This window comes from Halotalea alkalilenta (assembly GCF_001648175.1).
In the GTDB taxonomy this organism is placed as follows: Bacteria; Pseudomonadota; Gammaproteobacteria; order Pseudomonadales; family Halomonadaceae; genus Halotalea; species Halotalea alkalilenta_A.
The window spans coordinates 1361070-1386805 of the sequence record NZ_CP015243.1; the positions used below are offsets into that span (position 1 = coordinate 1361070).

Genomic DNA, 25736 nt, shown 5'->3' on the forward strand with positions numbered 1-25736 from the left:
GCCAATTCGCCGGGGAGTTGGCATGATGGGGTATGCGACCTTAGTCTTGAATTAAGATATCGATCGAACAACCTCGAGCCGTGGGTCGCATCGATTCCCCAATGACAATGATCGGGACGCCCACCACCATGAGCAAGCCTGTCTCCTCGACAGTGGACTACGAATCCGTCGGTAACGATTATCTTGCGCGCCGTTCGCTCAAGCGAGGCGCGGCGGGCTGGATGCTGCTCGCCACGCTCGGCGTCTCCTACGTGATTTCCGGCGACTTCGCCGGTTGGAACCTCGGTCTCGCCGCTGGGGGCTTCGGTGGCCTCTTGGTCGCCACCCTGCTGATGGGGCTGATGTACACCTGCATGGTCTTCGCCCTCGCCGAGCTCTCCGCCTGCCTGCCCAACGCCGGCGGCGGCTACAGCTTCGCCCGCCGTGCCCTCGGTCCCTGGGGCGGCTACATCACCGGCACCGCGATCCTGCTCGAGTACGCGATCGCCCCGGCCGCGATCGTGATCTTCATCGGTGGCTATCTCTCGAGCCTGATCGGCATCGACGGCCCGGTGGTCTATGCGCTGTTCTACCTGGCCTTCATCGGCCTGCACCTGTGGGGCACCGGTGAGGCGCTGAAGATCCTGCTGGTGATCACCGGGATCGCCGCCGTCGCGATCGTGATCTTCGTGCTGGCGATGATTCCCTATTTCGATGTCGACAACCTGTTCGACATACCTGCCGGCGAAGGATTCGGCGCCTCGTCCTTCCTGCCCCATGGCTACTTCGGCATCTGGGCCTGCCTGCCGTTCGCGATCTGGTTTTTCCTCGCCGTCGAAGGGGTGCCGCTGGCCGCCGAGGAGTCGCGGGATCCGGGGCGCGACATGCCTCGCGGAATCATCGTGGCGATGATGGTGCTGCTGGTGTTCGCAGCCTGCGTGCTGCTGCTCGCCCCGGGCGGTGCCGGGGCGCAGCTGATGAGCGAGAGCGCCGCTCCCTTGGTCGATGCCCTCAACGCCGCCTACGGACCGGGCAACTGGATCGCCGGGCTGGTCAACGTGGTCGGCCTCGCCGGGCTGATCGCTTCGTTCTTCTCGATCATCTTCGGCTATTCGCGCCAGGTCTTCGCGCTTTCCCGGGCGGGCTATCTGCCGCGCTGGCTGTCGGTGACCAATGCCCGCCGCGCACCGACGCTCGCGCTGGTGGTGCCGGGCATCATCGGCTTCTTGCTCTCGCTCACCGGCCAAGGAGACCTGATGATCACCATGGCGGTGTTCGGCGCAACCATCTCTTATGCGATGATGACGCTCTCCCACCTGCTGTTGCGCTCGCGCGAGCCCGATCTGCCTCGGCCATACCGCACCCCGGGTGGGTGTCTCACCTCTGCCGTGGCGCTGGTGCTGGCGCTGGTCGCGTTCGTCTCGACCTTCCTGGTCAGCCTCCAGGCGGCGCTGTGGTCGGCGGCATTCTACGCGCTGATGCTCGCCTACTTCGGCTTCTACAGCAGGAAGCGGCTGGTTGCCCAGGCGCCCGAGGAGGAGTTCGCCGCGATCAAGCGCGCCGAGGCGGAACTGGGCTGAGCTGGGTTTGGATCATGATTTTCGATTCAGGACACTACAACGAGCGTTGGCATCCCTTTGGTTTGTCGACAGATGGTGGGCGGAGGACGAGCGATGAAAATTGGACTGCTGCAGTGCGATGATTTGGCGCCTTCGCTGCGACAAACCTACGGTAACTATCCCGAGCTCTACGAGCGGCTGCTGCGCTCGGCCGAGCCCAACGCCACCATCGAGGTCTGGCGGGTGCATGAGGGCGAGCTGCCGGAGGACCTGCTGGCTGCCGACGTCTGGTTGATCTCCGGCAGCAAGGCGAGCGTCTACGAAGCGCATCCCTGGATCGCTGAGCTGGTCGATTTCGTCTGCCTGCTGTGGGACTCCCGCCGTCCGCTGATCGGTATCTGCTTCGGTCACCAGCTGATCTGCAAGGCGCTCGGGGGCGTGGTCGAGAGAAGCCACAAGGGCTGGGGGCTCGGGGTGTCGTTCAACCAGGTGGTCAAGCAGCGGCGCTGGATGTCGCCCTGGCAGGAGCGCCTCGGCCTGGTGGTCAGCCATCAGGACCAGGTGATCGAGTTGCCGCCGGTCGGCGAAGTGATCGCCGAGAGCGCTTTTTGCCCGAACTACGTGGTCGAGTATCGTGAACGCTTCCTCGGTATCCAGGGGCATCCCGAGTTCTCCCGCGCGCTGAGCCGCGACCTGATGAAACTGCGCGACAGCGTGCTATGCCCGATTCGGCTGCGCGAAGGTGTCGCTTCGCTCGAGGCGCAGACCGATGACGCGCTGATGGCGCGTTGGATGGTCGATTTCTACTACCACGCGCTCGCTGAGGCGCAGAGCTATGCCCTGGTGCGCTCTGCCTGAGCGATACCGCCAATGTGACGACGGCAAAGCCCGCCCCGGCAGTCGGGGGCGGGCTTTATCCTTTCATCGGCCGGGTGCGAAGGCGCCGCTGGTTCAGGGTGCGAGCAGGTAGCCGCTGCGATGGCGCTGGTGGCCTGCGATGTCGGCGACGATCATGCCGGCGGTCGCCATCCGGCGCTGGCTGCGGGCGTAGAGCATCCCTGCCTGGGGCGCGCGGACCTCGGCGACTCGATCGGTCAGCGGGTCGATCACCTCGGCGATCAGATCGCCTGCATCGACCAGGGTGCCGGGCTCGACGGCGAACACCAAAAGGCCTCCGATCGGGGCGTGGACGAAGTCCATCGCCTCGAGCGGGGTCGCGGGGTAGGGCAGTGCCGGCAGTGCCGGGGCCTGGCCTTCGATGAGCCCTGCGTGGGTCATCCAGTCGATGATCGCCTGGGCGTCGCGATCGGCGAGCGGGTGATAGACGTCCTGCTGGCCGCGTAGCTCTATGGTGATCGATTCGCTGCCATAGGGAATCGGGTAGCGATCGCCGAAATGCTGGCGCAGCCGCTCCCAGACCAGGGTGAAGCATTCATCGAACGAGGCGCCGCCCGAGTCGGTGGCGAGCAGGCTCGCTTTCGATCCGAAGTAGCGGGCGAAGGGTTCGAAGGTCGGCCAGGCGGCGGGCGTGGTGTAGAGGTGCTCGACGGCGTTGAAGTCGCAGTGCAGGTCGAGCACGTAGTCCGCCCCGCAGGCGAGGCGTTGCAGCACCAGGTGGGTCGACTCGAAGGCGCTGCGCGGGGTGAGCGCCTCGAGCGCCTGGCGAAAACGCCGACGGATCTCGCGGCAGTTGGCCTGCGGTTCGTCGCTCAGTACGGTGCCCGCATCTGGTTCCAGCTCCGTCGCGATCGTCTCGAAAACGTCGACGAAGCGGCGGTTGAAGTTGCTTACGCTCTCGAAGTCGTAACGGCCGAGCGGAGTATCCATCAGCTGCTGGTCGAGCCCGTTCGGATTGGCCACCGGTACCAGGGTGACGCGCGCGCGCAGCCCGCCCTCGGCCTCGAGCGCCTCGAAGCGCTGCTTGAGCTTCCACGCCACCAGCATTCCCGGCAGTTCATCTGCGTGCAGCGAGGCTTGGACGTAGAGCGAACGCTCGGCGTCGGCCGGGCCGAAATGGAAGCTTTCGATCCGGCGTTCGGTGCCGGGCGCCGGGGAGAGCAGCGGGTGGCTTTGGTGTTCCACGAGTGAAGTCCTAAGTGGCGATTGCGCTATACGCGAAGGCGCCGCCCAAGGGGGCGGCGCCGACGAGGATCGAGCGGAAGGGTTTACTCTTCGACGCCGAAGTACTTGTCGTAGAGGCTCTGGTAGGTGCCATCTTCCCGGACCTCAGCGAGGGCCTGGTTGAAACGCTCGGCGAGCGCCTCGTCGCGGGGACGGAAAGCGATGCCGAAACCGTCGCCGAAGTACTCCTTGGGTTCATCGATCATATCGCCGACCACCACGTAGTCGCCCTGGTCTGCGTCGAGCATGGTGGTCTTGCCGATCGGGAAATCGAGGAAGGCGATGTCGATACGTCCGGCGCTCATGTCGATCACCAGGTCATCAGCGGTGGCGTAGCGGCGGATTTGCGCTTCGCTGCCGTAGAGATCCGTGACGTAGTTGTCCTGCAGCGTACCGCGCTGCACGCCGATCGTCTTGCCCTTGAGCGTCTGTGCGTCGGCGCTGGTGAAGCCTTCGCTGCTCGGTGCGAACCAGGCCGACGGTGGCGAGATGTAGGGCTCGGAGAACAGTACCTGCTGACGGCGCTCTTCATTGATCGTCATCGACGACATGATCGCGTCGAACCTGCGTGACAGCAGGCCGGGAATGATCCCGTCCCAGGCCTGGACCACCCACTCGCACTGGAGCTCGGCGCGTTCGCACAGCGCGTCGCCGAGCTCGATGTCGAAGCCGGTCAGCGAACCATCGGGGTTGCGGTACTCCATCGGTTCATAGGGTACGTCCACACCGATGCGGATGCTCTGGTAATCACGGCCTTGGGCATGCGCGCCGACGGCGAGGGTGAGACTGGCGCCGAAGAGCGCTGCGGTGACGATTCTCTTCATCGGGTTGTTCTCTCGTCTTCAACTCATGGATCGGGTGCCGGAGCACGCGGTGGGTCGATTCAATCCTCGGCATTCACCGATAGATCGTAGTCGAAATAGCGTTCCATCAATGCCTTGAAGGTACCGTCGGCGTTCAGCCCCTGTGGCCTGGTTGATTTTTCCGGCCAGCGCCCCGTCGCGCGGACGATCCAGACGCTGAGGATATTCTAATAGGGGTCGAAGAACAGTACCCGCCTTGCTCGACCTAAGCGCGTACGCACCGCTCGCTGCCCGGGTCGATGCCGAACTCCCTTCACCGGCGGTAGACGCGCGGTCGGCGAACGGCCCGCGGGACAGGGCGATCATCCGGCGGGTCTCAAGTGGGCGAGCAGCCGGCGCTCGAGACCGCGGAAGATGCCCTGGATCCCGAAGCTCAGCACCATGTAGAGCAGCGCGACGAAGATGAAGGCGGTGAACGGGGCGTAGAAGCGTGCGTAGACATAGTAGGCCGCACCGGTCAGGTCCATGATCGTCACCACGCTTGCGATCGCGCTGGCGTGGAGCATGAAGATCACTTCGTTGCCATAGGCCGGAAGCGCGCGGCGAAACGCGCTCGGCAGCACGATGCGACGGATGGTCAGGGCGCGCGACATGCCATAGGCCCGCGCGGCCTCGACTTCACCGCGCGGTGTCGACCTGATCGCGCCGTGGAAGATTTCGGTGGTGTAGGCGGCGGTATTGAGGGTGAAGGCGAACAGCGCCGGATAGAGCGGGTCCTGGACGAAGAACCAGATCCAGGTGTCGCGCACTCCGGGAACGAAGGCGAAGCCGTAGTAGGCGAGGTAGAGCTGGATCAGTAAAGGCGTGGCGCGGAACACGTAGGTGTAGCACCAGATCGGCCACTTGATGATGGCGAAACGGGAGCCGCGCAGTATCGACAGCGGTACCGCCAGCAGCAGCCCGATCAACAGCGAGACGAACACCAGCTGGACCGTGTTGACCATCCCGTCCCAGTAGATGTTCAGGGTGTTGACGGTGAAGATCGCGTTGCCGTTGAGCAGGTCGGTGATCGTTTGAGTGAGCTGTTCCATCAGTCGTTGGCCTCCGTGAAGCCGACGCTGTAGCGACGGGTCAGCCACTGGAACAGCAGCTCGGAGAGGCTGGCAATGGCGAGATAGCCGAGCGCCACCGGGAGCAGGAACAAAAATGGCTGGTGGGTGGCCTTGGTCGCTTCGTCGGCGACCCGGACCATATCGGTGAGGCCGATGATCGAGACCAGTGCGGTGGTCTTCAAAAGCACCATCCAGTTGTTACCGAGCCCGGGCAGCGCGTGGCGCATCATCAGCGGGAAGCGCACCCGCTGGAACGCTTTCAGCGGGCTCATGCCATAGGCCCGCGCGGCCTCCATCTGCCCCGCATCGACCGCCATGAAGGCGCCACGGAAGGTCTCCGCCATGTAGGCGCCGAAGATGAAGCCGATGGTGATGACCCCGGCGGTGAAGGCATCGACGTCGATGAACCAGTCGATTCGCCCATCGGTGGCATCATAGAGGTAGTCGGTGAACATGTTGACGCCGATCTGGCCGCCATAGAACAGCAGCATCATCAGCACCAGGTCGGGCACGCCTCGAATCACCGTGGTGTAGAAGGTCGCCACGCCCTTGAGCAGCGCCGACGAGGAGAGCTTGGCGCTGGCGGTGAGCATGCCGAGCAGCAGTGCGATTACCATCGAAAGCACCGCGACCCGGAGGGTCAGCCAGCCGCCCTCGATGAGGCGTGGGCCGTAGCCCTGGAAGTCGAGCCAGGCAAGATCCATGGGGGTTCTCCGCGGGGCCGTGTATCAGTGCTTGGGGGCCAGGAACTGGCGCAGGCGCGGCGAGGTCGGGTTATCGAGCACCTGGCTCGGCGGCCCGGCCTCTTCGACCCGGCCCTGGTGCAGGTAGACCACCTGGCTCGAGACATCGCGGGCGAAAGCCATCTCGTGGGTCACCACGATCATCGTGCGGCCTTCGTCGGCGAGCTCGCGCATCACCCGCAGCACATCGCCGACCAGCTCCGGGTCGAGTGCCGAGGTCGGCTCGTCGAACAGCATCACCTCGGGTTCCATCGCCAAGGCGCGCGCGATCGCGCCGCGCTGCTGCTGGCCTCCGGAGAGCTGGGCCGGATAGTAGTCGGCGCGTTCGGCGAGGCCGACCCGCTCGAGCAGTGCCATGCCGCGGGCACGGGCCTCGGCCTTGGGCACCTTGAGCACGTGGATCGGAGCCTCGATGACGTTGGCGAGCAGCGTCATGTGCGCCCAAAGGTTGAAGTTCTGGAACACCATCGAGAGTTTGGAGCGGATACGCTCGACCTGGCGATGGTCGGCGACTTCGCGCCCGCGCCGGGTCTCCTTGAAACGGATGCTCTCGCCGTGGACCACGATCTCGCCAGCGTTGGGCCGTTCGAGCAGGTTCATGCAGCGCAGGAAGGTACTCTTGCCCGAGCCGGAGGCACCGATCAGGGTGATCACATCACCCTTCTTTGCAGTGAGCGACAGGCCGCGAAGCACGGGGTTGTCGCCGAAGCTCTTGTGCAGGTCGGTGATGACCAGCGGGTGGATTGGCTCTGGCATGGTCTGTTCCAGCATGGCAGCGACCGAAGGCTTGTGGCCTCGCATCGGTCAGGCTGCGATGGATGTTATTGGCTGTGAATCGGCGCTATCGCTGCGTGGCTGTCGGCGCGCGAGGTAGGCGCGCATCGCAGGCGTACTTCCCCGGCCAGCCACCGGGCAGCGCAAGCGCGCATTCTAGCAGAGCCACCCGCGGGTTGCGCCAGCCCGCTTGCCGCCGCCGGCGCAACCTCGGGATAAGTGCTGACACGCTTTAATCCAAGCGCTCGACCAATAGCCCGGCGCGGGCCCCGAGCTCGACCCGAGGGTTGGGAAAGACGACTCGCTGCGGGCGGTCGCCGACGCGGACCTCGCCCTGGACCGCATCGGCCCCGACCAGTGCTCCGGGGGGAAATTCGCTGAAGTTAGCCAAGTCGTCGGCGAAAGCGAAGCGGAAATCCTCCGCTTCGCGGGTGATCTCGCGCGCCACCCGGTAGAGCGGCATCGCCACTTCGCCATCGCGTGCGTCGAGCCCGAGCGGCGCGCCTTCGATCCAGGCCTCGATCGCAGCACCCAGCGGGCGCAGCGGCGCGAGATCGTTGGCCCCGAACGGGGCCACCCGGCCGAGTTCTAGGGTGAACCCTTGCGCCTCATGATAGTGGCGGCTGTAGTGGGAGAAGGTCCAGCTGTGGGCGTGCTGGCGCAGGCCGGCCTGGAGCCCTGCGCCGTGCAGTGCGTTCCACAATGCGGCGGGCGTGGAGGTGGCGGCGAACGGCTCGATCGCGAAGCGCGGATGGAGGCTTTCGCGGATCGCGGTATGCAGGTCCAGATGCAGGCGCGCGCGCCCTTGGTGGGCTGAGAAGAATCGATCGACCGCGGTCATCAGTTCCCGAGCGCGCAGCTGCTCGGGGCGCATGCCCTCGCGACCGCGCTCGAACAGCCGGTTGAGGTTGGTGTCGATGTAGCGCGTCGCGCGGACTACCGCCTCGGGGCTGCCGAGGAGCAAGAGCGTAGGCGCACCAAGCCTGACCAGGCCGGCCTCCAGCCGGGAGAGGGTTTCGCCGAGCAGCTCTATCGGCGCGGTCTCGTCACCGTGCACGCCGACGCTGATCACCAGTGCCACGGCCCGCTGGTCTACCACGGTGGGGCGCAGCTCGAAAATACCGCGCTCGTGCTGGACGAAGGCACCGCCGGCAAGCGCTCCCCCTATCGCAGCCGTCGATGGCCGGGGGGCGAAGGTATCGAGCCATGCGTCGATCAGCGAAGGGGATGCCATGAAGGTGCTCCGGGCAGGGTGGCTTCGATGACTGGACCATAGCCTCTGGCGTCGGGCAAGTCGATCGCGCCGCAGCGATCGGCTAAGGTGTTCGGCCAGAAGGGAACCGCCTCGTTCCAAGCGTCACCAGGAGACCGGCATGTCGCACTACGCAACCCTCTCGACCCCGATCGGCGAACTATTGCTGCGCGCCGACGGCGAGCGGCTCAGCGGTGTCTTCCATCTCGAGGTCGCCCGACCCGCCAAGGCAGTGTCGCAGTGGCGTTATGATCCCGATCCTGAACGCTCTCCCCCGGCGGTGCTGAAAGAGGCCCAGGCGCAGCTCGATGCGTACTTCCGCCACCGGCTCGAGCGCTTCGACCTGCCGCTCGCCCCGCATGGCAGTGCTTTCCAGCAGCGGGTATGGGAAGCACTCGCCGAGGTGCCCTTCGGTGACACCGCAAGCTACGGCGAACTCGCTTCACGGCTCGGCTTCGGCGCTCGTCACGCTCGGGCGATCGGTGCCGCGGTGGGGCGCAATCCCTTGTGTCTGGTGGTGCCCTGCCACCGCGTGCTCGGCCGCGGCGGTGAGCTGCGCGGCTATGCCGGTGGCATTGGCAGGAAGCGCTGGCTGCTCGAGCACGAAGGGGTGCTGAGCGCGCCGCTATGGGCGTCGATCGACTGAGCTCAATCGACCAGCTTGAGTCCGACCACCGCGCAGACGATCAGGGCGAGAAAGGCGATTCTCAGCGGCCGGTGCGATTCGCCCCAAAGCCACATCCCCAGCAGCGCGCTACCGACCGCGCCGATGCCGGTGAAGGTCGCATAGGCGACGCCGAGATCGATCTCGCGCATTGCGAGGTTGAGCAGCGCAAGCGATGCCGAGAAGCCCACCACGATGACCGCCAGGCCCGAGCGCCAATGGCCGTCGGTGACCCGCTTGATCGCAGTGACGCCGACGACTTCGAGCAGTCCGGCGAAGATCAGTATCAGCCAAGCCATGGTCGTTCTCCCTGTCGGACGAGCGTCAGCTGGTGCGCTTGAGCCCGATCACACCGAGCAGCAGCAGCGCGATGAAAGCCGCAGTGGCGAGATCCCAGCCGCTGCCCAGCCAGAACATATCCACCGCCGCGGTGCCGGCGGTGCCGAGCGCGACGAACACCACGTAGGCGGTGGCCACCGGCATCCGCCGCGAGGCATGCAGGAGCAGGGCGAAGCTTGCCGCCACCAGCACCAGGGTCAGCGCCCAGTCACCAACGCTTTGCGCCTGCTTCAGGCCCAGTGCCCAGCCGACTTCCGCGGCGGCGGCCGGCAGCAGCATCGCCCATCCTTTGAGACTCATGGTTCGCCTCCTTCAGATCACCATGATCGGAATGCTAGGCTAACTAACGGTAGTTAGTCTAGTGTGTCATGGTCGTATCGAGATTTGGCGCGCCCATGTCGCTGGTTGGCGGATTAGAATGCGGCTACTGTTCATCGCAGGAGGGACTATGGCTACGACCCGAGAGCGGCTCGCCGTCGCAGGCCTCAGGCTGTTCGCCGAGAAAGGGTTCGAGGCGACTTCGCTGGGTGCGCTCGCCGAGGCGGTGGGTATCCGCAAGCCTTCGATCTACAACCACTTCGACAGCAAGGATGCGCTGTTTCTCTTTTTGGTCGATGAGGTGGTGGGGCAGATGCGCGAGCGGATCGCGGCGGGCTTCGAGGCGATGAGGGCAGCGGCGTTCGATGCGCGTCTCGAGCGTTTGCTCCTCGACGCCAGCGGTGAGGATTTCGGCCGCGTCGAGGGCATCTTCTACAAGCGTTTCATCCTCTTCCCGCCGCCGCGCTTCGCCACCGAGGTCAGTGCCCAGATGGCTCGCTGCGAGCGGGAGTGCGACCTGCTGCTCGATGTGCTCTACGCACAGGGGCATGAGTTGGGGCTGTTCGAGGGCATCGACCGGGCGAGCTTCGGCGCCACCTTCTACTGCGTCGCCGATGGGCTCTTCACCGAGCGATTCATCTATGCCGCCGATGAATTGGCCGCACGGCGCGAGCGGGTGTGGGGCGTACTGCGTCGAGCGATCGGCCTCTAGGCTTCAGACGTGCCATTCGTCACCTTCGTGGACCAGCTCCAGCACGCGATCGAGCGAACGTCTCTCGCCATCGATCTCCAGTTCGCCGACCACCTTGCAGCGCCAGTGGGCATCGTCCGCAAGCGGTTGGCACTCCGATACCCCGGTGATCTCCACTCGGTAGGCGAGTCCCTCGAATGCCTCGAGCTCGGGCCCCTCATCGCCCGCGGCGTGCTGCAGGGTCTGAAGTTCGCGTTCGAAGTGGGACTCGATCGCCAGGCGTACGGCATCGGCATCGGGAGCGGAGGCCGTGCAGCCGGAAAGCAGCCAGACGGCGGCGACAACGCAAAGGCGTGGGAGCGGCGACGGGGCGAGAGGGAATGGCACTTTCATCGGTGATCCTTAAAGTCGCGCCGGCTTAGGGCGCGTTTCAAACCCCGTCATGGATGACGGCTCACACGAACCGCGCGTGTCGCTCGATTGCGTCGTGCATGCGGCTGGATCCCTCGACGAGCCCTGGATCGGGACGCGCGAAAGCGTCTCGGACCAGGGGCGCGGCGCCATTGTGTCGGTGCCGGCCCGGATTGGCAATCGCCACCGCTGGTGGCGGCCGCTCGCTGCGCGCAGAATGCGATTGTTGCTCAATCCAACCCATCCAAGCGTACGAGCCCTGCCCATGATCGAACGTATCCGCGATCTCGAAGAGCGTGATCTCACCGCCCTCACGGCGATCTACAACGACGCGGTGGCGCATACCACGGCGATCTGGAACGAACGCCTGGTCGACATCGACGAGCGCCGCGGCTGGCACTCCCAGCGCCTGGCCCAGGGGTTTCCCGTGCTTGCCGCGGTCGATGCGCAGGATCGGCTGCTCGGTTACGCTACCTATGGCGCCTGGCGTCCCCATGATGGCTATCGCCTCACCGTCGAGCACAGTGTCTACGTCGATGCCGCGCATCGCGGCGCGGGCATCGGCCGAACGCTGATGCTGACACTGATCGAGCGTGCCGAGGCCCAGGGCATGCATGTGATGGTCGCCGGCATCGATGCCGCCAACCATGGATCGATCGCGCTGCACCAGCGGCTCGGCTTCGTCGAGACTGGTACCCTGCGCGAGGTCGGTACCAAGTTCGGTCGCTGGTTGGATCTCACCCTCATGCAGAAGGTGCTGTGAGCAGGCCCGTTCGGTTCACTGGAGTGCGCGATGTTCCTGTTCGTCCTACCGCACCTCGCGGTTTTCCTGCTCGCCATGCTGGGGCTCTCCAAGCGCCAGCGCCGCGGTGCCTCACTGGGCCGGCTGGTGCTTGCCGGCCTGCTGCTCGGGGTGGCCTTCGGTCTCGCCCTGCAGTGGCTCTATGGCTTCGACCATCCGCTGGTCAACGACACCCTGAACTGGGTCAACGTGGTCGGCGGCGGCTATGTGCGCCTGCTGCAGATGATCGTGATGCCGTTGGTGCTGGTCTCGATCCTCGGTGCGACGGTCAAGCTTCATGATCTGAGCGCGCTGGGCAAGATCGGCTTCTCGGTGCTGGCGGTACTGATGGTGACGGTGGCGATCTCCGCGGCGATCGGCATCGCAATGGCGCAGCTGTTCGGCCTCAGTGCGCAAGGCCTTGCCCAAGGGGCGCGCGAGCTGGCCCGGGGCGACGCGTTGGTCGGGCGTGCCGACCAGCTCGGCGAGCTCAACCTGGCCCAGATGATCGTCGGCTTCATCCCGGCCAACCCCTTCGCCGAGCTGACCGGGGCCAGGCCGACCTCGATCATCAGCGTGGTGATCTTCTCGATGCTGCTCGGGCTTGCGGCGATGCTTTTGCGTCGCGAGGAGCCGGAGGTCGGAGCGAAGGTGGTCGCCGGGATCGAACTGGTCAGCCGCTGGGTGCTGCGCCTCACGCGGATGATCATTCGGCTCACACCCTACGGGGTGATGGCGCTGATGACCCAGGTGGTGGCGACCTCCAACCTCCACGATATCCTTCAACTGATCAACTTCGTCGTCGCCTCCTACCTGGGCCTCGGCCTGATCCTGCTGGTCCATGCGCTGCTGCTGGCCCTCGGCGGCATCTCGCCGCTGCGCTTCTTCCGCAAGGTCTGGCCGGTGCTGACCTTCGCCTTCACCTCGCGCTCGAGCGCAGCGAGCATCCCGCTCAACATCGATACCCAGGTCTCACGGCTGGGCGTCGATCCTGCGATCGCCAACTTCTCCGCCTCGTTCGGCGCGACCATCGGCCAGAACGGCTGCGCCGGGCTCTATCCGGCGATGCTTGCCGTGATGATCGCGCCGACCGTGGGGGTCGATCCGATGACGCCGGGCTTCATCCTCAGCCTGATCGCGGTGGTCGCGATCTCCTCCTTCGGCATCGCCGGGGTCGGCGGTGGAGCGACCTTCGCCGCGATCATCGTGCTCTCGACCCTTGACCTGCCGATCGCACTGGCGGGGCTTTTGATCTCGATCGAACCGCTGATCGACATGGGGCGAACCGCGATCAACGTCAATGGCTCGATGACCGCCGGGGCGCTATCGAGCCGCGTGCTCGGCCAGACCGACTGGCAGCGGTTCAATGCCGACGACGAAGCCCACCCAGAGCCCGGTCGCCCGGCTTGAAAAGAGGGCCATCGAATGGGGCGGCGAGTAGTTCAGCTGAGGTGGTAATAGATAGGGTTTCGGTAACGGAACTGGAGTTCGAGGCCTCCCGTTCCCACAGAGGATGCAACCATGTTCGATCCGGCGTTCTGGGCGCTTTTTTTCGCCGCCGCCCTGGTGATCAACCTCACACCTGGGCCCGACATGCTCTATCTGCTCGGCAAGAGCTGCGTCCAGGGACGACGCATCGGGCTATGGGCCGCCGCCGGCCTGTGGTGCGGCACGCTGTTCCATGTCAGTGCGGCGGCGGTCGGTCTCTCTGCGCTGCTAGTCGCCTCGAGCACCCTGTTCACGCTGCTCGGCGCGGCCTATCTCTGCTGGCTCGATCGGCTGCTCGGTGCGATGTTCATCGGCCTCGGTGTGCGTCTGCTTTCCGCTGGCCAGAGGAGCTAGCGGCGCGGGGCCTGCGCCATCGCTTCGACCACTTCGGCATCGATCGGACCATCGACCACCACGCGAGCAACGCGCGCCTTTTCGGCGCGCGCATAGAGCCCCAGCCCGCCGAGCGTATCGGGATGACCGATGTCCCCCGGCGGGCGAGGGAAGCGGGTCGCCAGCATGATCACCCCGATCGGGGTGGTCGCGGGCAACGATGTCACCCGAGATAGCGCTCGACCAGCTTGACCCAGTAGGCCGCGCCGACGGGCAGGATCTCATCGTTGAAGTTGTAGCCGGGGTTGTGCAGCGAAGCGCTGTCGCCGTTGCCGACGAACAGGTAGCAACCGGGCACCTTCTCGAGCATGTAGGCGAAGTCCTCGCTGGCGGTGATCGGCTCGAAGCCGGCTTCGATCGCATCCTCGCCGAAATGCTCGAGCGCCACTTCGCGGGCCAGCTGGGTCTCGCTGGTATGGTTCACCAGCACCGGATAGCCACGCTGGTAGTCGATCAGCGCCTCGGCACCGAAGCTTTGCGCCTGGGCCTTGCTGATCTCGATGATCCGGCGTTCGAGCAGGTCGCGGACCTGGTTGGAAAACGCCCGTATGGTCAGTTTCAGCTCCACGCTGTCGGGGATCACGTTGCTGACCGTGCCGCCCTGGATGCTGCCGATCGTCACCACGCCGGTCTCGAGCGGTGCTACGTTGCGCGAGACCACGCTCTGCAGCGCCATTACCAGCGAGGCGGCCGCGACCACCGGGTCCACCGAGAGCTGGGGCACTGCGCCGTGGCCGCCGCGGCCCTGGACTCGAATGATCGCGGTGTCGGAGGAGGCCATGGTCGGCCCCTCGACGAAGCAGAGCTTGCCGGCCGGTACGCCGGGCATGTTGTGCAGGCCGAAGATCGCATCGCAAGGGAAGCGTTCGAACAGTCCCTCCTCGAGCATCTTCAAAGCACCGGCCAGGCTCTCCTCGGCGGGCTGGAAGATCACGCGCAGGGTGCCGTCGAACTCGCCGTGCTCAGCGAGATAGCGCGCCGCGGTGAGCAGGGTGGTGGTATGGCCGTCATGGCCGCAGGCGTGCATCACGCCCGGATTGCGGCTGGCGTAGGGCAGCCCGGTGGTTTCCTCGATCGGCAGCGCGTCCATGTCGGCGCGCAGCCCGATCACGGCGCCGCCGTTGCCGCGCTTCAGGGTGCCGACCACCCCGGTGCCGCCGAGCCCGCGATCGACCTCGAAGCCCCATTGCTCGAGCCGCTCGGCGACCAGGTCGCTGGTGCGATGCTCGTGGTAGCCGAGCTCGGGGTGGGTATGGATGTCGCGGCGCAGCGAGACCATTTCGGGAAGGTACTCCTGGATGCGTGCGCGTACGGGATCGGGTTGGGTGGGAAGGGACATGCTCGCTCCTAATGCTTGGTGTTATTGGTTCAGTCGAAATGGCGTTCGCGGAAAGTGGCGAAGGCGGCAAGGCTGATCAGCAGCATGACGATAAGGTACCACGCTGGAGACATAGGATTGCCAGTGACTTCGAGCAGCCAGGTGACCACGAACTGCGCGGTACCGCCGAACAGTGCGACGCCGAGTGCGTAGGTCATCGCCATCCCGGTGGCGCGTACCGGACGAGGCAGCGCCTCGATGATCAACAAAAGCCCAGCGGTCATGTTGAACCCCATCGCGGCGACCAGGATCAGTCGGCTGATCATCGCCAGCCACAGGGTGGCGGGATCGGCGAGCAGCACGAAGGTCGGGTAGACGAGCACGATCGCGACCAGCAGCGACCCGATGGCCAAGCGCTTGTGCTGACGCAGGCGATCCAGCGCGAGCCCGGCGACCAGGGCTGAAATGATCAGCATCAGGCTGGTGAGCACGCTCATCAGGTAGGCGGTGGTGGGCGACAAATGGGAGACCCGGGTCATGTAGGTCGGCATGTAGAAGAGAATGATGTAGGTCAGGAGCGTCGCTGCCATGATGATCGCAAGGCCGAGCACGAACTGGCGCAGATGCTCGCGCAGGAAGATCGAGACCGGGTTACGGGCCGCAGCACCGCCGTGGCGCTGGGCCTCGTGGCCGCTGTAGGTCTCCTCGACCTTGCGGCGGATGTAGAGGCCGACCGGGATGATCGCGAGCCCGACCAGAAACGGCAGCCGCCAGCCCCAAGCGTGCAGCGCCTCTTGCGACAGTGTGCTGGTGAGCAGCGCGCCGCAGGCGGCGCCGAGCAGCGAGCTGGTCCCTTGGCTGATCACCTGCCAGCTGACGTAGAAGCCGCGGTTGTGGCTGCCGGCCGATTCCATCAGCAGCGCCGTCGACGCGCCGATCTCACCGCCGGCGGAGAACCCTTGCAGAAGCCGCCCGGCGAGAATCAAAAGCGGTGCGAAGATGCCGATCTGGGCGTGGGTTGGGGCCAGCGCGATCATCGCCGTGCCGAGCCCCATCAGCGTGATGGTCAAAAGCATCGCCGCCTTGCGCCCGGCACGGTCGGCGTAGGCGCCGAGCACCATGCTGCCGAGCGGGCGCATGACGAAGCCGACCCCGAACACCCCGACCGCCATCAGCAGAGAGCCATAGGGGGTCTCGGAGGGAAAGTAGAGCGCGCCGATGATCGAAGCGAAGAAGCTGAATACGGTGAAGTCGAACATCTCGAGGCCGTTGCCGAGGCTTGCGGCAATGATCAGCTTGGCACGGGAGAGCTGGCGTGGTGCTGCGCCGGCGTCCGACCGCTGGGCGAGTTGGGACATGAAACGGCTCCGATTGTCGGTGGCGAGCCCGGCTGTCGAGGGCGGAATTTGGTTAAGTTTGGAAACAGCCTTGGTTCGACCTTAATCGGTTGCGGCGAGGGAGGGAAGAGGCCCGCCCGGCCTGCGTAGCGTGGTGCTCACCTGCTGGTGCATTTGTGCGAGGATAGCGGCTCAGCGCCCCATCAAGAGGGCGCCTTGGCGAGAGAGTAATCTTCTTATGGACACCCCCAGGCATGAACTCACCATGTCGGTGCTGATGACCCCCGATCTGGCCAACTTCTCCGGCAAGGTACACGGGGGAGCGCTGCTCAAGTACCTCGATGAAGTCGCCTACGCTTGCGCTGCGCGCTGGGCCCAGAGCTACGTGGTGACGCTCTCGGTCGACCAGGTGATCTTTCGCCAGCCGATCCATGTCGGCGAGCTGGTCACCTTTCTCGCCGCGGTCAACTACACCGGGCGCAGTTCGATGGAAATCGGCATCAAGGTGATCGCCGAGGATTTTCGCCAGGGCGTGGTGCGCCATACCAACAGCTGCTACTTCACCATGGTGGCGGTGGACGATGACGGGCGCCCGATGGCGGTGCCGGCGCTTTCTCCGGTCACCAAGATTGGCCGCCAGCGCTTCGAGTCGGGGCGCCGGCGGCGCGAACTCCGCCGTGAGATGGAGGCGCGCTTCAGGGCGATTCGAAATGCGGAGGGCGAACAGCCCGATCACCCTGCTCAGGAGCACTGAGCGACTCGAAGGCCCGCAGGCGCGGCAGTGGATCCTGGCCGTAGTAGCGCGACAGCAGCGTATAGAGGTCGGGGTAGGCCTCGGCGAGGATGTCCGGCGCGGTGAAGAAGTATTCACTGCAGACCGCGAAGCACTCGCCCGGATGGCTCGCCGCGTAGTCGTCGATCGGGGTCGGTTCGTCGTGTGCGAGGCGATCGTTGAGGTCCTGCCACACCACGCTGAACACCTGGTGCCAGGTTTTCGCCGAAAGGCCCGGCGGCAGCGGTGGCAGGCCGTCGACGTCCTCGGAGTTGCCCATGTCGAGCTTGTGGCAGAATTCGTGGATGATCACGTTGAAGCCGCTCCACTCGCCGCTGTGCTCGACATCAGCCAGCGACACCACTACAGGCCCCTGGTAGGAGGTCTCGCCCACCCGTTCGTCGACGTACTCATGGGTCACGCCATACTCGTCGACTTCGACCACTTCGCGGGTGAAGGCATCCGGTACCACCACCACCTCATGCACATTGGCGAAGGCTGACTCACCGTCCTCCCAGCCAAGCGCGAGCAGGGCGATCTGCGCGCTCAGGCGCAGCCGTTCGGCGAGCGGCCAATCGGTGCCATCCACCGGCAGGGTGAGCCGCAGTTCGTGCAGCAGCCGCCAGGCGCGCTTGCCGAGCAGCGCGCGCTGGGTTTCGTCGAGCCCATGGGCGATCGGCAGCTGGTCGACGACCTCGCGCCACAGCCGCTCGGGCAAGGGATGACGTTGGCGAGTGTGCCGCCACTTGAGATCCGACAGCCAGCCGATGGTCCTGTTCCTCGAAACGCAGTTAGGGATACGCCTGAAAGTGCGCGCGCCCTGAGGATAACCAGCGGCTCGAACGGTGTCAGCCCATCGGCGCTGAATGACGCTTGGGCGGGGGCTAACAGCACAGAGCGCGCCCGAGGGCGCGCTCTGTGCGACTGGTTGGTATTCGCTCAGTCATCCATCCAGCCGCGGCCTTTCATGCAGTCGTCGAAGGTATCGCTGTCGTCGGCCTGGTTGGCCATCACTCGGCATTCGGCCTGATCGCTATAGCGGTCGGCATCGGTGCCGTCGGGTTTTTGCCAGTCGGTGGCGCAGCCGGCGACGAGCAGAGTGGAAAACAGCGCAGCTGTGGTGAAAACGAGAGATTTCATACGGTCCGATTCCTTTCATCACGATCTGGCGGAAGCGCCCCGATGCCCAGCGGGCACCGCGAGCGGTACCAGATCATCCTAGATCGTCCGGATCAAAGCGCCACTCGCTTCTCGATACGCATTGTAAGCAAAGCGCTCTTGCGTATTGCCCCGTGTTCCTTGGTAAGCATGCCTTTCCCGGCGCGTCGGTTCGGGGTCAGCCCTGGCCGCCGGACTTCAGCGACCAGTCGCGCAGGCGCAAATCGAACAGATCCTTGCGCCGGTCTTTCAAGTTGGTCACCGAGCCTTCGCTGCGCACGACCTTGAGCCGTCGCAGGTCGAGATCCGAGAACATCAGCATCTCGGTGTTCGGCGTGGTCTCCGACATCACCGCGTCGTGGGGGAAGGCGAAGTCCGAGGGTGAAAACACCGACGACTGCGCGTACTGCACGTCGAGGTTCTCGATCGATGGCACGTTACCGACGCTGCCGCAGACCACGACGTAGCATTCGTTCTCGATCGCCCGCGCCTGGGCGCAGTGGCGCACCCGAAGGTAGCTGTTCTTGGTGTCGGTCCAGAACGGCACGAAGAGAATGTCCATCTCCTGTTCGGCCAGCAGTCGCGCAAGCTCGGGGAACTCGACGTCATAGCAGATCAGGATGCCGATGCGTCCGGCATCGGTGTCGAACACGGTGAGCGAGTCGCCGCCCTCGATCACCCAGTCGCGACGCTCCTGCGGCGTGATGTGAAGCTTGGGCTGGCGGTCGATGGATCCATCGCGGCGGCACAGGTAGGCGACATTGTAGAGCCGGCCATCCTCGCCCTGCTCGATCATCGACCCGGCGATGATGTTGATGTTGTAGGAGACCGCCATCCGCGAGATCTCCTCCTTGAAGCGCGCAGTGAAGCCGGCGAGGAAGCGAATCGCCTGGACTTGGTCCGACTGGTCGGTAAGCCCCATCAAGGGAGTGTTGAAGAGCTCCGGCAGCACCGCGAAGTCGCTTTGGTAGTCGGAGATCGCATCGACGTAGAACTCGACCTGCTGGAGCACCTGTTCGACCGAGGCGAACTCGCGCATCTGCCATTGCACTGCGCCCACCCGCACTTCCTGCTTGCGCCAAGCGAGTACCGACTCGGCCGGCTCGAAGAGAATGTTGTTCCACTCGAGCAGCGTGGCGTAGCCCATCGAGTGCTCGTCCTCGGGCAGGTACTTGCGCAACAACCGCTTGACCAGGAAGTCGTTGGCCAGCTGGAAGGAGAGGATCGGGTCATGGATCTCCTTGCGCGAGACCTTGTCGATGTACTCGGTCGGCGAGAGCTCGTCGGCGTAGCGGTGATAGCCGGGAATTCGCCCGCCGGCGAGGATCGCGCGCAGGTTGAGCGAGCGGCAGAGGTCCTTGCGCGCCTCGTAAAGCCGCCGGCCGAGGCGGTAGCCGCGATAGTCGGGATGGATCAGGACATCGAGGCCATAGAGCGTGTCGCCCTGGGGAGCATTGAGGATGATGTCGCGATGGCCGATCAGATCATCGTACTTGTGCGGATTCGAGAACACGTCGTAGTCGACTCGCACGGTCAGCGCCATGCCGACCAGCCGGCCATCGTCCTCGATGGCGAGCTGGCCGTCGGGGAACTCGCCGATCAGCCGGTCGATGGTGAGTTTCGACCAAGCCCCGCCGATATCCTCGTAGACCGCATCCATCAGCGCTTTGAGCTGTGGATAGTCGCCGGACTCGAGGTTGCGGATGTTGAGATGCAGGGCTTCTTTCGACATGGATGAGTCCAGGGGAGGGTGGGTGGAATCGGTTTGGAGTCTAGCACGGCGCCCGAAGTTCACCGCGGCGAACGGCGTCGCGCAATGGCCCAGGGCCGCTACACTGAGGTCAAGCGCGAACGAGATTCGCCTACGATGGACGGCGGACCCGCGTGGCTCGCCAGGAGGAAGTTGGAGATGACGCGAACGTTATTCGAACTGCGTGGGAGCGACCCACGTGTGCGTTTCTCGCCCTACTGCTGGAGGGTCCGCATGGCGCTCAAGCACAAGGGACTGGCCTTCGAAACCCGCGCACTGCGCTTCGTCGACAACGATGCGCTGGCGTTTTCGGGCCAAGGCGATGGTTTGGCGCGCAGGGTGCCGGTGCTGCGTGAGGAGAGCGGCCGAGCGATCGTCGACAGCTACGCGATCATCCAGCACCTCGATCGACGCTATCCCCAGGCGCCGCTGTTCGATGGTTCCGGTGCCGAGAGCAGTGGACGTTTCATCAAGGCGTGGTCCGAGACCCAACTGGCTCCGGCGCTGAGCCGCATCATGATGGCGGATCTGTTCGACGCCCTCGACCCGATCGACCAACCCTACTTCCGTGCCTCCCGAGAGGCGCGTTTCGGCATGACGCTCGAGCGTTTCTGCGACCCGGCGCGAGGGCGGATCATGCTCGAGATGACGCTGGCGCCGCTGCGCCTGCGTCTGCGCGAGACCGCGTTTCTCGATGGTGACCAGCCGGGCGGCAGCGATTACCTCGCTTTCGGCTTTTTCATGTGGGCGAGGGTGATGATGCGCGACGAGCTGCTCGACCCTGAGGATCGCGTCGCCGAGTGGCAGGATCGGCTGCTCGGCGCCTTCGACGGCTACGCGGCGAGCGCGGCGCGGGCCTATTGTGCTCCCAGGCCGCCGGCCGATGTCGTCGCGCTGGTGCCGCGCTCGATCTCTTGACTCTCGGGCGCTCGCCGGGCTCGGCTCAAAGGCGGGGAGGCGGCGCCTCTTTCGGGTCACTCATCGGCAGGCCGGCGACATCGCGCAACGCATCGTGCAGCGACGCGGCGAGCATCGGTCCATGGCTGAGCGCGGGATAGGCGCGATAACGCACCTCCAGCCCCTCTATCGCATCGAGCCGCTTGGCGAGATCCTCCACCACGGTAGGCGACAGTCGCGCGCGAAGCCGTGAGCCGTCGCGCAGCGGTTCGGCCACCTCAAAAGGCGGGCGATCGGCGTTGCGCTGGTGGCGACCGACCTCGTCTCCCCCATGGAACAGCGTCAGCGACGCGGTCTTGCCCGCAAGCCGCCGACCGAGTTCATCCTCGCGGGCGAGGCCCTGGCCGCCGTTCCAGCCGAGCGACGGACTCGCGGCGTAGTAGCGGGAGAAATCGCCGGGCGCCTGGAACAAGGTGTCGAGGGTGAACAGCCCCGCGTAGGAGTGGCCCCAGAGCGCGCGACGGCTGGTATCGATCGGGAGGCCTTGCTCGGCTTCGGGAATGATCCGCCGGTGCAGGAGCGCGCGGAACGTATCGCTGCCGCCGCTTTCGCGGGTCTGGTTCCAAGGGTCCGTGCCGGGCTTGCCGTCGGGATCGGGTGGCGTGTAGTCGTAGGCGCGTGCGGTGGTATCGAAGGGCAGCTCGGTCTGGTAGCCGATCGCCACCAGCACGGGAGGTGCGGCTTGGTCGACAGCGCCGAGCAGCTCCTCGTCGAGCGCGTCCATCGCCGCGTTGCCGTCGAGCATGTAGAGCACTGGATAGCCGCCCGGAGGCGGTGGTGCCTCCGGCCGGCCCACCCAGATGCGATAGTGGCGATGGCCGTCGTCGGAGTCGATCTCGAAGCGCCTGAAGCTGTAGGCATCGGAGCCGACGTCGGCGATGTTGGGCCCAAGCGGCTGCATGCTCGGCTGGGCGCCGGCGAGGCTTGAGAAGGTGAGGCCAAGGGCGGCGGCGAAGGATGCCGCGATTTGGCCCGGCGAGAGATGCGAAAGATGGCGCGCTGACATGCACGGCTCCATGATCGGCAGGCAAAAAGAGGCAAGATCGCGCGTTGCCGCCAGCGATGCAAGCTCTTGGATCTTGGCCCTCGGGTTCAAAGCACGCCCAAACGGCGCCAGGATGGCAGCGTTTCATTCACCAGGCGCTGCCAGCGTGGCGGGGCGATGGCCGGGATGCCGAGGCTGCGAGCCCGCTCGTTCGCCGCTCGATGCAGCCTGTGGCCGTCGGTATCGGGTATCGTCCTCGCGGTATCGAACAGTAAAGCCTCCTCGAGATCGAAGCCGACGCCAGCGCCGATGCCCGCGCAGGCGAGATGGCTGAACCTGTCTCCGGCCAGTCGCCGACGCGTGAGTATGGCATTGAGTCGCCGGCTGGGTGTCGCATCCGCGCTGGCTACCGCGGGATGCAGCGCGCCCGCCCAGGTGAGCATCTGCAGCGCTGGACTGAGTTGCTGGATGCGACCGCGCAGCACTGGCTGCCTGGCAAGCTCGGCGAAGCTCATCGCCGGCATCGCCTCGAGCTCCTGGACAATCGGCAGCAGCAGGGTGTCGTCTCCATCCACCTCGCCGATCGGGGTCGAGAAGCGAATCGGGCCGCTGCGCGGTGCGCTCGGCAGCCTCGCGACGCATTGGCGCAGCAGCGCGTCGCGGTGTTCGGCCGGGGTGAGCGCTCGCCGCCGCTTTTGATAGATGTCGCGTCGATAGCTCTGGTTGCGAGCGATGTCCTTGAGCGTTTCGCGCGCGATCAGGTCATCGATGCCGTCGAGTGCCGCCAGGCAGCCCGCCGGCAGCGAGCAGGCGTCGATGTTCTCCTGCAGCGTGGCGCTGCCGAGGTAGTCGCAGCCGAGCGCCGCCATCCGCGTCATCACCTCGCCTACGTGCATCGCCCGCCAGTGGCCGCCGAGCAGCTCATGGGCGAGGTAGTCACGATCGTCTTCGAGTGCGGCATCGAGGCCGCGCGCGGCCTCGGGATGGGCGATGAAGAACCCTGCGCCGGCCTCGCGCAGCCGGGCGAGCGTGGCGAGACCCTGCTCGAGGCCGAGCCTGGGATCGTGGTGACGCGCGGCCAGGGTGGCGATCAGCCGCTGGGTCGCGGCCTGGGCGGCCATCCCCGGCTGGCTCATGTAGTGCAGGTAGAGCAGGCCGCCAGGAGCGAGCCAGCGTGCCGCCAAGCGCTCGAGGCGTTCGGCCTGGGCCGGCGAGATCCACGAATAGACGCCATGGACGATGATGAAATCGAAACCTTCACCGAGCGAGTGGCCATCATCGGACCAGACGCCGAAGTCACCCTGGTGGAAATGCAGATTGTCGAGCCCGGCCTCGCGCGCCAGCGCTCGCCCCGCCTCGACGTGCTCGGCGTTGAGGTCGACGGCGTGGAATTCACCGCGCGGGTCGGCTGCCGCGTTGAGCGCGGCGGTGTAGCCCTGGCCGCAGCCGAGTTCGCACCAGCGGTATCCGCGTGCGGTGTCGGGGGGCTGGTAGCCGAGCGCTTCGACGCCGAAGCAGAGCCAGGCGGCGGAGGTCTCGCGCTGGTAGTGGTGCGGGTAGCGTATCGAGGTGAGATAGGCGTCGGTTGGCGTCATCAAAGGCTCCGGCGTGCGTTTGCCACGGCGCGATCAATAAATCGGGCCCGCACCGCGCCAGGCGGTGGGGCCCGAGGGAGCTCTGTGGCTTAGAAACGACTGGTCATGCTCACCCAGTAGGCGCGGCCGGGCTCGTTGTAGCTGTTGGCACCGGTCTGGCCTTGGGAGGACTGACGATAGATCTGCTTGTCGAACAGGTTGTCGATCCCCGCCGAGAGGCTCAAGTTATCATTGACCTCGTAGCTGGCGTTGAGCCCGAACAGCGTGTAGGAACCACGCTTGCTCAGCGCCGTGCCCGCCGCGTCGGCCCCTGAGGAGGTCCGATGACGCGGCTCCTGCCGGCCATAGTGGGTCACCGTGGCGGCGAGGAACAGCTGATCGGTCGCCTGCCAGTCGAGCGATGAGTTGAGCGTGTACTTGGGAATCACCGACAGCGGCTCGCGGGTGTCCTTGTTGCGGTTCTCGATCATGTAAGTGAGGTTGTTGTTCCAGCTCAGCACGGTGCCGTCAGGGCCGAGCAGCGGCACATTGACATTACCCTCGAGCCCTTGCACCACCGCCTTGGAGGCGTTGGTCCATTGATAGACGTTTCCGCCGCTGGGCACCGAGGTGACGTCGCCGCCGCTGCCGAGGCCGGCGACGATCTTGTTCTTGTAGTCGTTATGGAAGTAGGTCAGGCCGGTGTTCCAGCCGTTCTCGACGTAGGAGATACCGATCTCTTTGTTGAGGCTGGTCTCTGCCTCGAGATTGGCGTTGCCCTGGATGTAGCAGGGGCCGCTCACGCCATCGGGGCAGCCGTTGCCCATGGTGGTGTAGATGTAGTTGGGATTCGATTGATAAAGGTTCGGTGCCTTGAACGCCCTGGCCACGCCGGCCTGCACGGTGACGGCGTCGGTGACTGCGAACGAGCCGTTGAGGCTCGGGCTCCAGTTGTCGCCGAACTCGGTGTGATGATCGAAGCGGATGCCCGGGGTGACGATCAGCCGCTCGGTGAGCTCGATGTTGTCCTCGAGATAGGCCGCGTAGTTGTCGGCGTCGGTCTGGGCGCTGCCGTTACGCGTCTGGGGGAAGTCGGTGACATCCGGTGACGAGGTGACCGAGTAGGGGTCGTCGAGTTTCTCGCGGGTCAGAGTGGTGCCGACGGTGACCACCTGGTTGAAGCGGCCCCCGGTGATCGGCATGTCCAGCTCACCGTTGAAATAGTAGTTATCGAGCTCAGACTGGTTCCAGGTCGAGGTCGGGCTGATGGTGCCCTCGCCGCCGCCGGCGAGACCTTCGCCAAGCCGGTAGTTGCGGGTGTTCTCCTGCTGCAGGGTGATTCGCGAACTGCCGAAGTCCCATTCACCGCGGTGGGTGATGGCGAGAGTGCGCCGGTACATCACGTTGGTTTCTTCGCCCCACAGCTCTGCCGCATAGGGGGCATTGCTGGCGCCAGCCCATTCACCGGCGAAGATGTTGCCCTGGCGCGCATAGCCTGCCTCGAACTCGAGGCTCTGGTTGTCGGCGAGCTGCCAGCGCAGCAGGCCGTTGATGTCCTTGTTCTCTACCCCCTCGCGACCCGCGGGCGGCGGGTTGGGGTCGACCTGGAAGCGGCGGTTGAGATCGAGCGAGTCGGCGTCGGTCTTGTTCAGGTTGCCGAACATCCGATAGGAGAGGGTCCGCGACAGCGGGCCGGAGAAGACGAACCCCGCGCGCTGGCTCGAGCCTTCGTCGCCGTTCTCGGGCATCTTGCTATAGGCAGTGAGGGTCGCGCTGTGCTTGTCGGTCGGCGGCCGGGTGATGATATTGACCACCCCGCCGGAGGCGCCGGAGCCGTAGCGTGCGGCGGCCGGGCCGCGAATCACCTCGATCCGCTCGATCGCCTCGGCGGGCACCCAGTTGCTGTCGCCGCGAGTGTTACGTTCGCCGCTGCGGCCCATGCGCACCGCGTTGCGCGACAGCACCGGCCTGCCGTCGATCATGATCAACGTGTTCTCGGGACCCATCCCGCGCAGATCGATCTGGCGGTTGTTGCCGTACTGGCCGGTCGCCGAGTTGCCGGTGAGGTTGACCCCGGGCTGGCGACGGATGATCTCGGAAAGATCGTTGGCCGGCGGACGGCGCTCGAGCTCCTGTTCACCGATGATCGAAACCCCGGGCATCTGGCGGGTCTGCTCGGCGGCGGTGCCGAGCACGACGATCTCATCCAGACTGAGCGCGGTATTGCTTTCTTCTTCACTGCGGGCGGCCTGTTCGAGCGGGTCGGTTGCGGTCTGGGCGTAGGCGGTGGTGCACCCGAGGCCGAGACCCAACGCGACGGCGATGGCCATCGGGTGGCGACGTGTCGTGATCATGATTCCCTTGTTCCTGAAGTGATCCGTTGCCCGCCTCTCTAACGGAGGCTCCGGCGTGCTGGGATTAAGAGCGGAATGTGTATTTTGTGATAATCCTTATCAT

At 65.4% G+C, this 25736-nt stretch carries 27 protein-coding genes; 9 read left to right on the top strand and 18 right to left on the bottom strand.

What is annotated here, in order from left to right:
- Window positions 1–128 precede the first annotated feature (128 nt).
- Entirely contained in the window at window positions 129–1559 is a 1431-nt protein-coding gene (gene eat, locus A5892_RS05970; RefSeq protein WP_064124332.1) for an ethanolamine permease, read from the top strand.
- Window positions 1560–1652: 93 nt separating this feature from the next.
- Window positions 1653–2396, top strand: a complete 744-nt coding sequence (locus A5892_RS05975; RefSeq protein WP_064122024.1) for a glutamine amidotransferase-related protein — start codon at window positions 1653–1655, stop codon at window positions 2394–2396.
- 93 nt (window positions 2397–2489) lie between these two features.
- Here the strand turns inward: A5892_RS05975 and A5892_RS05980 are convergent, their stop codons facing one another.
- The 6 genes from A5892_RS05980 to A5892_RS06005 form a co-directional block, all read right to left on the bottom strand.
- Window positions 2490–3620 carry a succinylglutamate desuccinylase/aspartoacylase family protein gene (locus A5892_RS05980; RefSeq protein ID WP_064122025.1) on the bottom strand — a complete coding sequence of 377 codons (1131 nt, stop codon included), beginning with the start codon at window positions 3618–3620 and terminating at the stop codon, window positions 2490–2492.
- 83 nt (window positions 3621–3703) lie between these two features.
- On the bottom strand, window positions 3704–4483 hold the full coding sequence (locus tag A5892_RS05985) for a transporter substrate-binding domain-containing protein (RefSeq protein WP_064122026.1): 780 nt from the start codon (window positions 4481–4483) through the stop codon (window positions 3704–3706).
- 341 nt (window positions 4484–4824) lie between these two features.
- Entirely contained in the window at window positions 4825–5553 is a 729-nt protein-coding gene (locus tag A5892_RS05990) for an ABC transporter permease (RefSeq protein WP_064122027.1), read from the bottom strand.
- On the bottom strand, window positions 5553–6278 hold the full coding sequence (locus tag A5892_RS05995) for an ABC transporter permease (RefSeq protein WP_064122028.1): 726 nt from the start codon (window positions 6276–6278) through the stop codon (window positions 5553–5555). The genes A5892_RS05990 and A5892_RS05995 overlap by 1 nt, the downstream gene beginning before the upstream one ends.
- Window positions 6279–6302: 24 nt before the next feature.
- Entirely contained in the window at window positions 6303–7073 is a 771-nt protein-coding gene (locus A5892_RS06000) for an ABC transporter ATP-binding protein (protein WP_064122029.1), read from the bottom strand.
- A gap of 250 nt (window positions 7074–7323) precedes the next feature.
- Window positions 7324–8325 (bottom strand): succinylglutamate desuccinylase, encoded by a 1002-nt coding sequence (locus A5892_RS06005; protein ID WP_064122030.1) that lies wholly within the window; start codon window positions 8323–8325, stop codon window positions 7324–7326.
- A 139-nt stretch (window positions 8326–8464) separates the two neighbouring features.
- Between A5892_RS06005 and A5892_RS06010 the strand changes: the two genes are divergently transcribed.
- Entirely contained in the window at window positions 8465–8989 is a 525-nt protein-coding gene (locus tag A5892_RS06010) for a methylated-DNA--[protein]-cysteine S-methyltransferase (protein WP_064122031.1), read from the top strand.
- 2 nt (window positions 8990–8991) lie between these two features.
- On the opposite strand, the gene A5892_RS06015 is transcribed toward A5892_RS06010, so the two are convergent.
- Both A5892_RS06015 and A5892_RS06020 read right to left on the bottom strand, forming a co-directional pair.
- Window positions 8992–9306, bottom strand: a complete 315-nt coding sequence (locus tag A5892_RS06015) for a DMT family transporter (protein WP_064122032.1) — start codon at window positions 9304–9306, stop codon at window positions 8992–8994.
- Between the two features lie 25 nt (window positions 9307–9331).
- Window positions 9332–9646, bottom strand: coding sequence for a DMT family transporter (locus tag A5892_RS06020; RefSeq protein WP_027348821.1), 315 nt, complete (start codon window positions 9644–9646; stop codon window positions 9332–9334).
- A 148-nt stretch (window positions 9647–9794) separates the two neighbouring features.
- Between A5892_RS06020 and A5892_RS06025 the strand changes: the two genes are divergently transcribed.
- On the top strand, window positions 9795–10376 hold the full coding sequence (locus A5892_RS06025) for a TetR/AcrR family transcriptional regulator (protein WP_064122033.1): 582 nt from the start codon (window positions 9795–9797) through the stop codon (window positions 10374–10376).
- A 3-nt stretch (window positions 10377–10379) separates the two neighbouring features.
- Here A5892_RS06025 and A5892_RS20445 read toward each other — a convergent pair whose 3' ends face one another.
- The gene (locus A5892_RS20445; RefSeq protein WP_064122034.1) at window positions 10380–10748 is read right to left on the bottom strand and encodes a hypothetical protein; all 369 of its coding nucleotides are present in this window, start codon (window positions 10746–10748) and stop codon (window positions 10380–10382) included.
- Between the two features lie 283 nt (window positions 10749–11031).
- Here A5892_RS20445 and A5892_RS06035 point away from each other — a divergent pair, with 283 nt between their 5' ends.
- The 3 genes from A5892_RS06035 to A5892_RS06045 all read left to right on the top strand — a co-directional run bounded on the left by A5892_RS06035 (window position 11032) and on the right by A5892_RS06045 (window position 13389).
- Window positions 11032–11529 (top strand): GNAT family N-acetyltransferase, encoded by a 498-nt coding sequence (locus tag A5892_RS06035; protein ID WP_064124333.1) that lies wholly within the window; start codon window positions 11032–11034, stop codon window positions 11527–11529.
- Window positions 11530–11559: 30 nt separating this feature from the next.
- On the top strand, window positions 11560–12957 hold the full coding sequence (locus tag A5892_RS06040) for an L-cystine transporter (protein WP_064122035.1): 1398 nt from the start codon (window positions 11560–11562) through the stop codon (window positions 12955–12957).
- 111 nt (window positions 12958–13068) lie between these two features.
- A complete protein-coding gene (locus A5892_RS06045) occupies window positions 13069–13389 on the top strand; it encodes a LysE family translocator (protein ID WP_064122036.1) in 321 nt (106 codons plus the stop codon).
- On the opposite strand, the gene A5892_RS06050 is transcribed toward A5892_RS06045, so the two are convergent.
- From A5892_RS06050 to A5892_RS06060, 3 genes are read right to left on the bottom strand one after another with little or no spacing between them, the layout of a single operon-like run.
- Window positions 13386–13586 carry a hypothetical protein gene (locus tag A5892_RS06050; protein WP_150123497.1) on the bottom strand — a complete coding sequence of 67 codons (201 nt, stop codon included), beginning with the start codon at window positions 13584–13586 and terminating at the stop codon, window positions 13386–13388. The two genes, A5892_RS06045 and A5892_RS06050, sit on opposite strands and share 4 nt — an antisense overlap.
- 5 nt (window positions 13587–13591) lie before the next feature.
- Window positions 13592–14767 (bottom strand): M20 aminoacylase family protein, encoded by a 1176-nt coding sequence (locus A5892_RS06055; RefSeq protein WP_064122038.1) that lies wholly within the window; start codon window positions 14765–14767, stop codon window positions 13592–13594.
- Window positions 14768–14796: 29 nt separating this feature from the next.
- Window positions 14797–16104: an MFS transporter gene (locus A5892_RS06060; protein WP_064122039.1), complete on the bottom strand. Its 1308-nt coding sequence runs from the start codon at window positions 16102–16104 to the stop codon at window positions 14797–14799.
- A 217-nt stretch (window positions 16105–16321) separates the two neighbouring features.
- Between A5892_RS06060 and A5892_RS06065 the strand changes: the two genes are divergently transcribed.
- Window positions 16322–16837, top strand: a complete 516-nt coding sequence (locus tag A5892_RS06065; RefSeq protein WP_064122040.1) for an acyl-CoA thioesterase — start codon at window positions 16322–16324, stop codon at window positions 16835–16837.
- Here A5892_RS06065 and A5892_RS06070 read toward each other — a convergent pair.
- The 3 genes from A5892_RS06070 to A5892_RS06080 all read right to left on the bottom strand — a co-directional run bounded on the left by A5892_RS06070 (window position 16779) and on the right by A5892_RS06080 (window position 19745).
- Complete coding sequence (locus A5892_RS06070; protein WP_317627717.1) at window positions 16779–17654, bottom strand: zinc-dependent peptidase; 876 nt, start codon at window positions 17652–17654, stop codon at window positions 16779–16781. The genes A5892_RS06065 and A5892_RS06070 overlap by 59 nt on opposite strands.
- A 140-nt stretch (window positions 17655–17794) precedes the next feature.
- A complete protein-coding gene (locus tag A5892_RS06075) occupies window positions 17795–17995 on the bottom strand; it encodes a hypothetical protein (protein WP_064122042.1) in 201 nt (66 codons plus the stop codon).
- Between the two features lie 196 nt (window positions 17996–18191).
- The gene (locus A5892_RS06080; RefSeq protein ID WP_064122043.1) at window positions 18192–19745 is read right to left on the bottom strand and encodes a bifunctional GNAT family N-acetyltransferase/carbon-nitrogen hydrolase family protein; all 1554 of its coding nucleotides are present in this window, start codon (window positions 19743–19745) and stop codon (window positions 18192–18194) included.
- Between the two features lie 177 nt (window positions 19746–19922).
- Between A5892_RS06080 and A5892_RS06085 the strand changes: the two genes are divergently transcribed.
- A complete protein-coding gene (locus A5892_RS06085) occupies window positions 19923–20681 on the top strand; it encodes a glutathione S-transferase N-terminal domain-containing protein (RefSeq protein ID WP_082890293.1) in 759 nt (252 codons plus the stop codon).
- A gap of 25 nt (window positions 20682–20706) precedes the next feature.
- Here the strand turns inward: A5892_RS06085 and A5892_RS06090 are convergent, their stop codons facing one another.
- From A5892_RS06090 to A5892_RS06100, 3 genes are all read right to left on the bottom strand, one after another.
- Window positions 20707–21726 carry an alpha/beta hydrolase gene (locus tag A5892_RS06090; protein ID WP_064122045.1) on the bottom strand — a complete coding sequence of 340 codons (1020 nt, stop codon included), beginning with the start codon at window positions 21724–21726 and terminating at the stop codon, window positions 20707–20709.
- 86 nt (window positions 21727–21812) lie between these two features.
- The gene (locus A5892_RS06095) at window positions 21813–23300 is read right to left on the bottom strand and encodes a class I SAM-dependent methyltransferase (RefSeq protein WP_064122046.1); all 1488 of its coding nucleotides are present in this window, start codon (window positions 23298–23300) and stop codon (window positions 21813–21815) included.
- Window positions 23301–23389: 89 nt separating this feature from the next.
- Entirely contained in the window at window positions 23390–25633 is a 2244-nt protein-coding gene (locus A5892_RS06100; protein WP_082890295.1) for a FepA family TonB-dependent siderophore receptor, read from the bottom strand.
- Between the last annotated feature and the right edge of the window lie 103 nt (window positions 25634–25736).